Below are 11,910 nucleotides of genomic sequence, written 5' to 3'. Positions count from 1 at the left end.
GCCGATCACCGTTCATACCCTGTAGCCGAAAGTAGCCGAGCCCCCATGTCCGAGCCACGCCAGATTCTCGTCACCAGCGCCCTGCCCTATGCCAACGGGTCGATCCACCTTGGCCACATGCTCGAGTACGTTCAGACAGACATGTGGGTGCGCTTCCAGAAGTACCGCGGCAACCAGTGCACCTACGTGTGCGCCGACGACGCGCACGGTTCGGCGATCATGCTGCGCGCCGAGAAAGAAGGCATTACCCCCGAGCAACTGATCGCGAACGTGCAGGCCGAGCACTGCGGCGACTTTGCCGACTTTCTGGTGGAGTTCGACAACTACCATTCGACCCACGCCGACGAAAACCGCGAGCTGTCGAGCCAGATCTACCTGAAACTGCGTGACGCCGGGCATATCGCCACGCGCTCGGTCACCCAGTATTTCGACCCCGACAAGCAGATGTTCCTGGCCGACCGCTTCATCAAGGGCACCTGCCCCAAATGCGCGGCCGACGACCAGTATGGCGACAACTGCGAAAAATGCGGCGCCACCTACGCGCCGACCGAACTGAAGAACCCCAAGTCGGCGATCTCCGGCGCCACCCCGGTGCTCAGGGACTCCCAGCACTTCTTCTTCAAGCTGCCCGACTTCCAGGCCATGCTGCAGCAGTGGACCCGCAGCGGCACACTGCAGGACGCCGTGGCCAACAAGTTGGCCGAATGGCTGGATTCCGGCCTGCAGGAATGGGACATCTCCCGTGATGCGCCGTACTTCGGCTTCGAGATCCCGGGCGAGCCGGGCAAGTACTTCTATGTGTGGCTGGACGCGCCGATCGGCTACATGGCCAGCTTCAAGAACCTGTGCGACCGCACGCCGGAACTGGACTTCGACGCCTACTGGAAAAAAGACTCCAGCGCCGAGCTGTACCACTTCATCGGCAAGGACATCGTCAACTTCCACGCGCTGTTCTGGCCGGCCATGCTCGAAGGCGCCGGCTACCGCAAGCCGACCGCAATCAACGTGCACGGCTACCTGACGGTCAACGGCCAGAAAATGTCCAAGTCCCGTGGCACCTTCATCAAGGCGCGCACCTACCTCGACCACCTGTCGCCGGAATACCTGCGCTACTACTACGCGGCCAAGCTGGGCCGTGGCGTGGATGACCTGGACCTGAACCTGGAAGACTTCGTGCAGAAGGTCAACTCGGACCTGATCGGCAAGGTGGTCAACATCGCCAGCCGCTGCGCAGGGTTCATCCACAAGGGCAACGGCGGCGTGATGGTGGCCGGCGACGCCGCACCGGAGCTGACCGAGGCCTTCCTGGCTGCGGCACCGGGTATCGCCGACGCCTACGAAGGCCGCGACTTCGCCCGTGCGATGCGCGAAATCATGGGCCTGGCCGACCGCGCCAACGCCTGGATCGCCGACAAGGCCCCGTGGTCGCTGGCCAAGCAGGAAGGCAAGCAGGACGAAGTGCAGGCAGTGTGCGCCCAGGGCATCAACCTGTTCCGCCAGCTGGTGATCTTCCTCAAGCCGGTGCTGCCGCAACTGGCCAGCGATGCCGAGGCGTTCCTGAACGTCGCGCCGCTGACCTGGAACGACCACCAGAGCCGTCTCGAGAACCACCAGCTGAACCCGTTCAAGGCATTGATGACCCGCATCGACCCGGTCAAGGTGCAAGCCATGGTCGACGCTTCCAAGCAGGACCTGGCCGCCAGCCAGACCAGCGTGGTCACCGGCAACGGCGAACTGACCAAGGACCCGCTGTCGGCCGAGATCGACTTCGACACCTTTTCCGCCGTCGACCTGCGGGTAGCGCTGATTCTCAAGGCCGAAGCCGTGGAAGGGGCCGACAAGCTGCTGCGACTGACCCTGGACATCGGTGACGAGCAGCGCAACGTGTTCTCCGGCATCAAGTCCGCCTACCCGGACCCGAGCAAGCTGGAAGGTCGTCTGACCATGATGATCGCCAACCTCAAGCCACGCAAAATGCGCTTTGGCGTGAGCGAGGGGATGGTCATGGCCGCAGGCCCTGGCGGCGAGGAGATCTACCTGCTCAGCCCTGACAGCGGCGCCAAGCCGGGTCAGCGCATCAAGTAAGTGCCACGCCCCGACCCTGACCGGCCGGGGCGTTCTCATTGCACCGTGATTGCCGGATAATGGCGCACAGCCTCTTGCCTGTGGCGCGCCCATGACCGAATTGCTCCTTACCCTTATCAGCGCTGCGCTGGTCAACAACCTCGTGTTGCACCAGGCCCTCGCGCTCGACCCGCTGCTGCAGCCCGTCGAGCCGGCGTCACGTCGCCGGGTGCACGCACTGGGGTTGGCGACGCTGGTGCTGATGGTGCTGGCGGTCGTACCGGGGCAGTTGCTTTACCGCTACGGGTTGCGCCCGCTGCAACTGGAGTACCTGCGCCTGTTCGTGTTCCTGCCGCTGTGCGTTCTGCTGGCAGCGCCGGTGCTGAACCGGTTGCAACGCCAACTGCCACACTGGCCGTTCACCGGCCTCAAACCCTTGCTGCTGGGCAATGCCGCCGTCCTGGGCCTTGCCCTGCAAGCCAGCGATGCCACGCTCGACCCGTTCGCCACCCTGGCCCTGAGCCTGGGCGGCGGCCTGGGCTTCTGGCTGGCGCTGTGCCTGTTCGACGACCTGCGCCAACGCAGCGACGCGGCCCCCGTGGCCTTGCGCGGCCTGCCCATCGAGCTGATCGGCGCAGGGATCATGGCCCTGGCCTTTCTCGGTTTCAACGGACTGTTCACCTCATGAGCCTGATTCAACGCATCGACGCCCTGCTGCCCCAGACCCAATGCGGCAAGTGCGGTCATGCCGGCTGCCAGCCTTACGCCCAGGGGCTGGCGGCGGGCGAGGCGATCAACAAGTGCCCACCCGGCGGCAGCGAGACCATTGCCGCACTGGCAGCACTGCTGCAGGTGCCGGTGATTGCCCTGGATACCGACCGCGGCAGTGCGCCCGCCCAGGTCGCCTTCATTCGCGAGGCCGAATGTATCGGTTGCACCAAATGCATCCAGGCCTGCCCGGTGGACGCCATCGTCGGCGCCGCCAAGCTGATGCACACAGTCATCAGCGCCGAATGCACCGGCTGCGACCTGTGCGTGGCGCCTTGCCCGGTCGACTGCATCGACCTGCTGCCACTGCCTGCCGACAGCCCTATCGTGCCGATCGTCGGCGGCCTGGCGCACACCCGGCCACAGCAGCTCGCCCGCGCCGCCCGGCGCAGCCATGCACGCCACCGCTTCGAGCAGCGTGCCCAGCGCCTGCAACGCGAAGAGGCGCGCAAGCAGGCCGAACGCATCGCGCGCAGCCAGCGGCCCGCCCCGAACGCGGCGGCTGCGGTGCCGGCCGACGACCCGATCAAGGCCGCGATTGCGCGGGTGCAGGCGCAAAAGGCTGCAGCCGCCGATGCGGCGCTGAAAAAGGCCAAGATTGCCGCGGCCATGAGTCGCGCCCAGCTGACCAAGGCGCGCACAGCCTTTGGCGACTCGCCAAGCCCGGCGCAGCAAGCGCAACTGGCTGACCTGCAGCAAGCGCAGCAACAGGCCCAGGCTCACCTGGAATCACTGCTGGCGGTAAGCGATGCTGCCCGCGCCTGACCCGGGCGAACGCCTGCGCGCCAGCCTGCGCCTGGTGCTGCTGGCGTGCCTGCCCGGCTTGCTGGCACTGACCTGGCTGCACGGTTGGGGCACCCTGCTCAACCTGCTGCTGACCACCACCGCGGCGCTGGCGACCGAAGCGGTGTTGCTGCGCGCCCAGCGCCGCCCGGTGCGTGCTGCACTGGGCGATGGCAGCGCCCTGGTCAGCGCCACGCTGCTGGCCATCGCCCTGCCCGCCTACCTCGCCTGGTGGGTGCCGGTGATTGCCAGCGCAAGCGCCCTGGCCCTGGGCAAGCATGTGTACGGCGGGCTTGGCAAGAATCCGTTCAACCCGACCATGCTCGGCTATGCCGTGGCCCTGGTCAGCTTTCCGGCCCAGATGACCCAGTGGCCCGGGCCGCAACCGCTGGACCTGGGCACCAGCCTCGAAGCGGTGTTCGGCTTGGCCGTCCGACCCGACGCCTGGGCCCAGGCGACGGTGCTGGATGTGGTGCGCCACAACCAGAGCCTGACCATCGACGAACTGTTCGGCCAGCACCCGGCCTTCGGCCGGTTCGCCGGCGCGGGCAGCGAGTGGGTCGCCCTGGCCTTCCTGGCCGGTGGCCTGTTGTTGCTGCAGCGCAAGGTGTTCAGCTGGCATGCCCCGGTGGCCATGCTGGGCAGCCTGTTCATCATGAGCCTGCTGGGCTGGAACGGCTCGGGCTCCGACTCCAATGGCTCGCCGCTGTTTCACCTGCTGGCCGGCTCCAGCCTGTTCGTCGCGTTCTTCATCGTCACCGAACCGGTCAGCGGCCCCAGGGCGGCCAGCGCACGCCTGCTGTTCGGCGCCGGGGTGGGCGTGCTGGTCTATCTGATCCGTACCTGGGGTAGCTACCCCGACGGCAGTGCGTTCGCCGTGCTGCTGATGAACCTGTGCGTGCCGGCGCTCGAACGCTGGGCCGCGCGGCGCCAAGGGCAGCCGGCATGACCCCCCGGGCGCGTGCAGTGCTGCTGGTGGCGGCCGTGGCGTGCCTGGCCATCGGCTGCGCCATTGGCTGGGCGCAGTTGAACGCCGCGCGTATCAGCCAGGCTGAACTGCAGCTCAAGGCCAGGAGCCTGCTGAGCGTGCTGCCGGCAGAGCGCTACGACAACCAGCCGCTGCAACGCCCCCTCGCACTGCCCGCACCGACCCTGGCCCATAGCACCCTGCTGGCCGGCTACCGCGCGACCCTGCTCGGCCAGCCCAGCGCCGTGGTGCTGCACAGCCGGGTTCAGGGCTATGCGGGGCCACTGGACCTGCTGATCGCCATCGACAGCCACGGCCGCCTGCTGGCCACCCGGGTGCTGCAGCACCAGGAAACGCCAGGGCTTGGCGGCAAGTTGAGTGAACCGGGCAACACCTGGCTACGCGGGTTCGAGGGCCGCACGCTGGCGGACACCCCCGATCCGGCCTGGGCCCTCAAGCGCGATGCCGGCCAGTTCGACCAGCTGGCCGGCGCCAGCGTGACCTCCCGCGCAGTGATCCAGGCGGTGCACGATGCCCTGCGCTACTTCGACGAACACTCCCTCTATCTGCTGGGTACCGGTGAACATGAATAGCCGCAGCCTGCTCATCCTCAGCCTGGCCCCGATGCTGGGCGCCAGCCAGACCCTGGCCCAGGCCGCAGCGCTGGCGTTGTTCAGCCTGTTGAGCCTGTGCCTGCACCGGTTGTGCATGACGCCCTTGCGCCCGCTGCTGCAAGGGCTGCAGACCACGCTGGTCAGCGTGCTGCTGGCGGCGATGTTGGTGACCTGCCTGGAGCTGAGCCTGCGCGCCTGGGCCCTGGAGGTTCACGCGCAACTGGGCATCTACCCGGCGCTGATCGCACTGCAATGCGTGCTGCTGGAACAGTGCTTCGAGCGCCATCGCGGCGTCGCGCAAGGCCTGCTGGTGGTCATCGGCTTGTGTACAGTGCACCTGCTGCTGGGCCTGTGCCGCGAACTGCTGGGCTCTGCCGGGCTGCGCCTGGCCCAACTGACCCCGGGCGCACTGATCCTGCTGGGCCTGCTACTGGCCATTTTCAACCGGGTGCGGCGCAAGCCGGCCCCCTCTAGCCGTCAAGGAAGCCTCTGAGCCCATGAATGCTGCCAAACGCCTGGAAATCTTTCGCAGGCTGCACGAAGACAACCCGGACCCGAAGACCGAGCTGGCCTACACCACCCCCTTCGAACTGCTGATCGCGGTCATCCTCTCGGCGCAATCCACCGACGTGGGGGTCAACAAGGCCACTGCACGCCTGTACCCGGTGGCCAACACGCCCCAGGCCATCTACGACCTGGGCGTTGAAGGGTTGTCCAGCTACATCAAGACCATCGGCCTGTACAACAGCAAGGCCAAGAACGTCATCGAAACCTGTCGCCTGCTGATCGAGCGCCACGGCGGCGAAGTGCCGCAAACCCGCGAAGCCCTCGAAGCGTTGCCCGGGGTGGGCAGAAAGACGGCCAACGTGGTGCTCAACACCGCATTTCGCCAGCCGACCATGGCGGTGGACACGCATATCTTCCGGGTCAGCAACCGCACCCGTATCGCCCCCGGCAAGACGGTGCTGGAGGTGGAAAAGGCATTGATGAAGTTTGTGCCCAAGGACTATCTGCTGGATGCGCACCACTGGCTGATACTGCATGGGCGCTATGTATGCCAGGCGCGCAAGCCACGCTGTGGAAGCTGCCGTATCGAGGACCTTTGCGAGTACCCGCAAAAAACCTCCGACGATTGAACAAATAGTTGAATCGGTTGCGCACGATTGAAAAAATCTTTTTTACCGGCTCTGAAAATATCGCTATAAGGTGCGCCAATAGCCCTCTTGGCATGGAGTGACTTATGAGCACCGATAACGAAGAGCTGGATATCGACGTCGAGCCGGACACGGCAGACGAACAGGAAACGGAAAGCCCGCCCGAAACGGCGAAGACCAACCTCAGCAAGCGTCGCACCATCGACAACATGCTGGAAGAACGCCGCCTGCAAAAGCAGTTGGCCGATTACGACTTCGATCTTTGACGGCCCACTTCAGGTCGCGGGCGGGCCGTCTCTAGCGCATGCAGGGGCCAGGCAGTCGCCCTGGCAAGGTCTGGTTCACACCAGGCCGTTACGCTGGGCCAGTTCGATAAGGTCCACCAGGGAGCGCGCATTGAGCTTGAGCAACAGGCGCGTCTTGTAGGTACTCACCGTCTTGTTGCTCAGAAACATGCCGTCGGCAATCTCCTTGTTGGTCTTGCCGCGTGCCAGTTGCTGCAGCACCATCATCTCCCGCCCCGACAGACGTTCGACCATATCCGCTTCGCTGGAACCGCCAAGGTTCGAACGCACCGAGTGCAGGGCCTGGTTGGGGAAGTAGCTGTAACCGGAGAGGACCGCCTTGATGGCGCTGAGCAGCTCGGTAAGGTCCTGCTGCTTGCAGACATAACCCGCGGCGCCCGCCTGCATGCACCGCATCGAAAAATGCCCAGGTGCCTGTGAGGTCAGCACCAGTACCTTTATGTTCACGTCATTGGAGGTCAACCTTGCGATGACCTCCAGCCCATCGAGCTTGGGCATGCCGATATCCAGTATCACGATATCGGGCAGGTGTTTCTTGACCAGCTGCAGCGCGTCCACTCCGTTGTCGGTCTCTGCGACAACTTCATAGCCATGCCGCTCCATCAGCATGCGTACAGCCAGGCGAATGACCGGATGATCATCCACGATCAGCACTTTATTCATGGGCAAAATCCAATTTTCGCTGTTCGATTTTTTGAGCCCGCACAATAGCCTAGTCAACCGGCATAGTGCATTGCAGCTTCCTTGACAGTTGCACGACAAGACCAGACCTACCTAAATAGAAGATTATTCCTACAAAACTTCCTGATAGCAGGCGTTAAGCAGAAACAATCATTGCGTCGTTCGAGGCGTGCATGCAGTGCGAACAAACACTAACACCGCACTCTCGCCACGTTCCATATGACAACGCTCGCCCGCACGCAGGAAATATCCGTGATATTTGACTAACCCGGGTATCAATCCTGTCACGGCGTTTTATCGCGTCGAAGTTGCACCGAAGTATTTCCTGAGGACGATCCATAACCCCCTGAACACCGAAGTACCCAGGCCGCATAGTGGTTCCAAAAACAATGCGAACCCTGACCCTTGCGCCCACGAAACAGCGCTCACGCCGAGCAGCAGGCACGTACATGAGCAACGTCGAACCGAAAAGCCCACTGACGATCATTGCTATTTTCGCGGGTATCATCGAAGCCTCTGCGTTGGCCTCACTGCCCTTTCTTGGCGAAGACAGCCAGGGTATCTACACGTGGTTTCTGGTGGGCTTTCCACCCTTTCTGACAATCCTGTTTTTCCTGACGCTCAACTTCAACAGCAAGACGCTGTATTGCCCGGAGTACAACGAGGACACGCCTGAAGTTCAGGATGAACCCAAAGACTGGTCAACTTCAGAACAACGTGAAAGTCACCTGCCGCCTGCCCGTTCTGCCTTTGCACAATTGACCACACAAGCCCCACCCCTGGGTTGCGACGCCATGGCACCCGCTATCTCGACCATCGTCATTTCCGGTGCACACAGCACATCGCTGATCGAATACCTTGTCACTCAGGCCATCACGCAACAGCCCAGGCTGGGCACGCTGGTCATCCACAACCTTGAAACCGGCACGCAGACCACACTGACCACCCATGCCCTGGGCGCCGAGCCACCGCAATGAAGGCATAAAAAAACCCGGCCTCAGGCCGGGTTCCTTTCGTTCAAGCGCCCCTCACACCAGTGAGCGGCCCTTGTTCGCGGCAATGCGCAGGCGCAGTGCGTTGAGCTTGATGAAGCCCGCCGCGTCGGCCTGGTTGTAGGCGCCGCCGTCTTCTTCGAAGGTGGCGATGTTGGCATCGAACAGCGAATCGTCAGACTTGCGACCGGTGACGATCACGTTGCCCTTGTACAGCTTCAGGCGAACCACACCGTTCACGTTCAACTGCGAAGCATCGATCATCTGTTGCAGCATCAGACGCTCAGGGCTCCACCAGTAGCCGGTGTAGATCAGGCTGGCGTACTTGGCCATCAGCTCATCCTTGAGGTGAGCCACTTCGCGGTCCAGGGTGATGGACTCGATCGCACGGTGCGCGCGCAGCATGATGGTGCCGCCCGGGGTTTCGTAGCAGCCACGGGACTTCATGCCCACATAGCGGTTCTCGACGATGTCCAGGCGACCGATGCCGTTCTCGCCGCCGATGCGGTTCAGGGTGGCCAGGACGGTGGCTGGAGTCATCTCGACGCCGTCCAGCGCCACGACGTCGCCGTTGCGGTAGGTCAGTTCCAGGTAGGTCGGAACGTCAGGGGCGTTTTCTGGCGACTTGGTCCAGCGCCACATGTCTTCTTCGTGCTCGGTCCAGGTATCCTCCAGCACGCCGCCCTCGTAGGAGATGTGCAGCAGGTTGGCGTCCATCGAGTACGGCGACTTCTTCTTGCCGTGACGCTCAATCGGGATACCGTGCTTCTCGGCGTAGTCCATCAGCTTCTCGCGCGAGAGCAGGTCCCACTCGCGCCATGGGGCGATGACCTTGACGCCTGGCTTGAGCGCGTAGGCACCCAGCTCGAAACGCACCTGGTCGTTGCCCTTGCCGGTGGCGCCATGGGAAATGGCGTCGGCGCCGGTTTCGTTGGCGATCTCGATCAGACGCTTGGCGATCAGCGGACGTGCGATGGAAGTACCCAGCAGGTACTCGCCTTCGTAGACGGTGTTGGCGCGGAACATCGGGAACACGAAATCGCGGACGAATTCTTCTCGCAGGTCATCGATGTAGATCTCTTTGACACCCATGGCCTGAGCCTTGGCGCGGGCCGGTTCGACCTCCTCGCCCTGCCCCAGATCGGCGGTGAACGTCACCACTTCACAGTTGTAGGTATCTTGCAGCCACTTGAGAATCACCGAAGTATCAAGGCCGCCGGAATACGCCAGTACGACCTTTTTTACGTCCGCCATGCCATCACTCCACGGGTTGTACGGAAAGCCGGTGATTCTACCGGCCTTACCGCAGAATTTACAGTGGGGCGACAGCTTGTGACGACAAAGCGACAGAAATTGTCGTCGGCGCGACCGGCGGTCGCACCGTCGAATCAGGCGGCGGGTTTGCCTGCCTGGGCGGCCGGCGTCTGCGTGGGTGCCGGCGCAGGCGGGGTCGCTGCCGGTTCGGAAGGCTTGTGCGGGGCAACCTCTGCGGGCTTCTCGACCGGGGTGACGCGGTCGAGCTGGATGTTCACCCGGCGGTTGCGTGCCCGATTGGCGGCATTGGTATTGGCCGCCAGCGGATAGCGCTCGCCATGAAAGCGCACGGTGATCTGCTCTTCGGGGATGCCATGGGCCTTGAGGTAGTCCTGCACCGCCAGGGCGCGGCGACGCGAGAGGTCGCGGTTGGTCAGGCGGTTGCCGCTGTTGTCGGAGTGGCCATCGAGCTCGATGTGGTTGACCGTGGGGTCGGCCTTGAGGAAGTCGATGATCACGTCCAGGCGGGCACGTGCATCGGCATCCAGATCGATACCGCCGCCCGGAAAGCCCACGCGCGCCTGGCGCACCTGGTCATAGTTCATCGGCAGCAGCTTGGCCGCACAGGCCTGGTAGTCACCGTAGGCACGGTTGAACTTCACCGGCAGCACGCGCACTTCCATGCTGCGCCCGGCTTCGCCGGTGTAGTTGCGCACCACGGTGCTGCGCCCGTCCAGCAGGCCATTGATGAGCCGGCTGGCCTGGCCCTGGGAGCTGTTGAACAGCACGCCGCTGCGCGCCATGCGCACCGCGCCCAGGTTGATGTCGCCACGCCCGGGCTGCCACGGTGCGGCGGCGGCCAGCAGGGTCGCGGAGCCGGCGCCCAGCACATTGCTGGTGGAGCGCAGCTGGAAGGTGGCCTGCTCGCCCGCGCGGCGCACGAACTCGCCGCTGCCGAAATCGGCGATCGGCTGGATCAGCCGGCATTCGAACTGATCGCCCTCGACCTTCCACTCGACGTTCTCCACGCGAGTCTGGAAGGTGAGTGCCACGGCCGGCAGGCTGGCAAACATACTGAGCAGGGCTAGGTAACGTTGGCGCACGGGCGGCTCCACAAATTTCTTACGGCATACCTGCAAGCTATCGGACGCCCTGCGCAAAACTTGATAGCGAGTGCTCGGATCGGGCTTTTCCGGTAGCATTCACCGGGAGTTCGAACCGCCTGGAATCCCCAATGTCCGACCGCCTGACCCTCCTGCGTCCCGACGACTGGCACATCCATCTTCGCGATGGCGCTGTATTGCCCCATACCGTCGGCGACGTGGCGCGCACCTTTGCCCGCGCCATCATCATGCCCAACCTGGTACCGCCGGTACGCAACACTGCCGAAGCCGACGCCTATCGCCAGCGCATCCTGGCCGCCCGCCCTGCCGGCAGCCGCTTCGAACCGCTGATGGTGCTGTACCTCACCGACCGCACCCAGCCCGAGGACATTCGCGCGGCCAAGGCCAGCGGATTCGTGCATGCCGCCAAGATGTACCCGGCCGGCGCGACCACCAACTCGGACTCCGGCGTGACCAGCGTCGACAAGATTTTCCCGGTGCTCGAAGCCATGGCCGAGGTGGGCATGCCGCTTCTGGTGCACGGCGAAGTGACCCGCCCCGAGATCGACGTGTTCGATCGCGAGAAGCTGTTCATCGACGAGCATCTGCGCCGTGTGGTCGAACGCTTCCCCACGCTCAAAGTGGTGTTCGAGCACATCACCACTGCCGAAGCCGTGCAGTTCGTCAACGAGGCCCCGGCCAACGTCGGCGCGACCATCACCGCCCAGCACCTGCTGTACAACCGCAACCACATGCTGGTGGGCGGTATTCGCCCGCACTTCTACTGCCTGCCGATCCTCAAGCGCAACACCCACCAGGTGGCTCTGCTCGACGCAGCCACCAGCGGCAGCAGCAAGTTCTTCCTCGGCACCGATTCGGCGCCCCACGCCCAGCATGCCAAGGAAGCCGCCTGCGGCTGTGCCGGCTGCTACACCGCGTTCGCCGCCATCGAGCTGTATGCCGAGGCGTTCGAACAGCGCAACGCGCTGGACAAGCTGGAAGGTTTCGCCAGCCTGCATGGCCCGGCGTTCTACGGCCTGCCGGCGAACACCGACCACATTACCCTGGTCCGCGAAAGCTGGACCGCCCCAGGCAGCCTGCCGTTCGGCGAGCAGACTGTCATCCCGCTGCGCGCCGGTGAGCAACTGCGCTGGCGCCTGCTGGAGGAGACTGTGTGAGCGACGATTACGAAGACGACCAGGAAGGTCAAGGCGGCGGTTCGCGC

At 64.0% G+C, this 11,910-nt stretch carries 12 protein-coding genes and 1 pseudogene; 10 read left to right on the top strand and 3 right to left on the bottom strand.

The features are described 5' to 3' along the window. The first annotated feature begins 45 nt into the window (after window positions 1-45). From metG to ACPRTJ_RS16415, 8 genes and pseudogenes are all read left to right on the top strand, one after another. The gene (metG, locus tag ACPRTJ_RS16450; protein ID WP_426427122.1) at window positions 46-2,085 is read left to right on the top strand and encodes a methionine--tRNA ligase; all 2,040 of its coding nucleotides are present in this window, start codon (window positions 46-48) and stop codon (window positions 2,083-2,085) included. Between the two features lie 91 nt (window positions 2,086-2,176). Continuing rightward, the gene (locus tag ACPRTJ_RS16445) at window positions 2,177-2,752 is read left to right on the top strand and encodes an Rnf-Nqr domain containing protein (RefSeq protein WP_043861962.1); all 576 of its coding nucleotides are present in this window, start codon (window positions 2,177-2,179) and stop codon (window positions 2,750-2,752) included. After that, a pseudogene (locus tag ACPRTJ_RS16440) lies at window positions 2,749-3,564 on the top strand (RnfABCDGE type electron transport complex subunit B); the annotation flags it as partial. The gene ACPRTJ_RS16445 and the pseudogene ACPRTJ_RS16440, both read left to right, overlap by 4 nt. A 16-nt stretch (window positions 3,565-3,580) precedes the next feature. Beyond that, the gene (locus tag ACPRTJ_RS16435; protein WP_116052167.1) at window positions 3,581-4,564 is read left to right on the top strand and encodes an RnfABCDGE type electron transport complex subunit D; all 984 of its coding nucleotides are present in this window, start codon (window positions 3,581-3,583) and stop codon (window positions 4,562-4,564) included. Next, complete coding sequence (locus tag ACPRTJ_RS16430; protein ID WP_116052168.1) at window positions 4,561-5,175, top strand: RnfABCDGE type electron transport complex subunit G; 615 nt, start codon at window positions 4,561-4,563, stop codon at window positions 5,173-5,175. The genes ACPRTJ_RS16435 and ACPRTJ_RS16430 overlap by 4 nt, the downstream gene beginning before the upstream one ends. Next, on the top strand, window positions 5,168-5,689 hold the full coding sequence (locus ACPRTJ_RS16425; protein WP_116052169.1) for an Rnf-Nqr domain containing protein: 522 nt from the start codon (window positions 5,168-5,170) through the stop codon (window positions 5,687-5,689). The genes ACPRTJ_RS16430 and ACPRTJ_RS16425 overlap by 8 nt, the downstream gene beginning before the upstream one ends. 4 nt (window positions 5,690-5,693) lie before the next feature. Beyond that, the gene (nth, locus tag ACPRTJ_RS16420) at window positions 5,694-6,332 is read left to right on the top strand and encodes an endonuclease III (protein ID WP_043861967.1); all 639 of its coding nucleotides are present in this window, start codon (window positions 5,694-5,696) and stop codon (window positions 6,330-6,332) included. 104 nt (window positions 6,333-6,436) lie between these two features. Then, complete coding sequence (locus ACPRTJ_RS16415) at window positions 6,437-6,616, top strand: PA3496 family putative envelope integrity protein (protein WP_043861968.1); 180 nt, start codon at window positions 6,437-6,439, stop codon at window positions 6,614-6,616. 75 nt (window positions 6,617-6,691) lie between these two features. On the opposite strand, the gene ACPRTJ_RS16410 is transcribed toward ACPRTJ_RS16415, so the two are convergent. Next, entirely contained in the window at window positions 6,692-7,318 is a 627-nt protein-coding gene (locus tag ACPRTJ_RS16410) for a response regulator transcription factor (RefSeq protein WP_043861969.1), read from the bottom strand. A 467-nt stretch (window positions 7,319-7,785) separates the two neighbouring features. On the opposite strand from ACPRTJ_RS16410, the gene ACPRTJ_RS16405 reads away from it, so the two are divergent. Further along, window positions 7,786-8,313, top strand: a complete 528-nt coding sequence (locus ACPRTJ_RS16405; protein WP_302099647.1) for a hypothetical protein — start codon at window positions 7,786-7,788, stop codon at window positions 8,311-8,313. A gap of 51 nt (window positions 8,314-8,364) precedes the next feature. Here ACPRTJ_RS16405 and ACPRTJ_RS16400 read toward each other — a convergent pair whose 3' ends face one another. Further along, on the bottom strand, window positions 8,365-9,582 hold the full coding sequence (locus tag ACPRTJ_RS16400; RefSeq protein WP_043861971.1) for an argininosuccinate synthase: 1,218 nt from the start codon (window positions 9,580-9,582) through the stop codon (window positions 8,365-8,367). Window positions 9,583-9,716: 134 nt separating this feature from the next. Beyond that, a complete protein-coding gene (locus ACPRTJ_RS16395; RefSeq protein WP_116052170.1) occupies window positions 9,717-10,685 on the bottom strand; it encodes an OmpA family protein in 969 nt (322 codons plus the stop codon). 131 nt (window positions 10,686-10,816) lie between these two features. Between ACPRTJ_RS16395 and pyrC the strand changes: the two genes are divergently transcribed. Next, on the top strand, window positions 10,817-11,863 hold the full coding sequence (gene pyrC, locus ACPRTJ_RS16390) for a dihydroorotase (protein WP_043861973.1): 1,047 nt from the start codon (window positions 10,817-10,819) through the stop codon (window positions 11,861-11,863). The last annotated feature ends 47 nt before the right edge of the window (window positions 11,864-11,910 follow it).

It is taken from the genome of Pseudomonas palmensis, from assembly GCF_049942755.1.
Taxonomy (GTDB): Bacteria; Pseudomonadota; Gammaproteobacteria; order Pseudomonadales; family Pseudomonadaceae; genus Aquipseudomonas; species Aquipseudomonas palmensis.
This window is presented reverse-complemented; position numbering and strand designations above follow the sequence as displayed.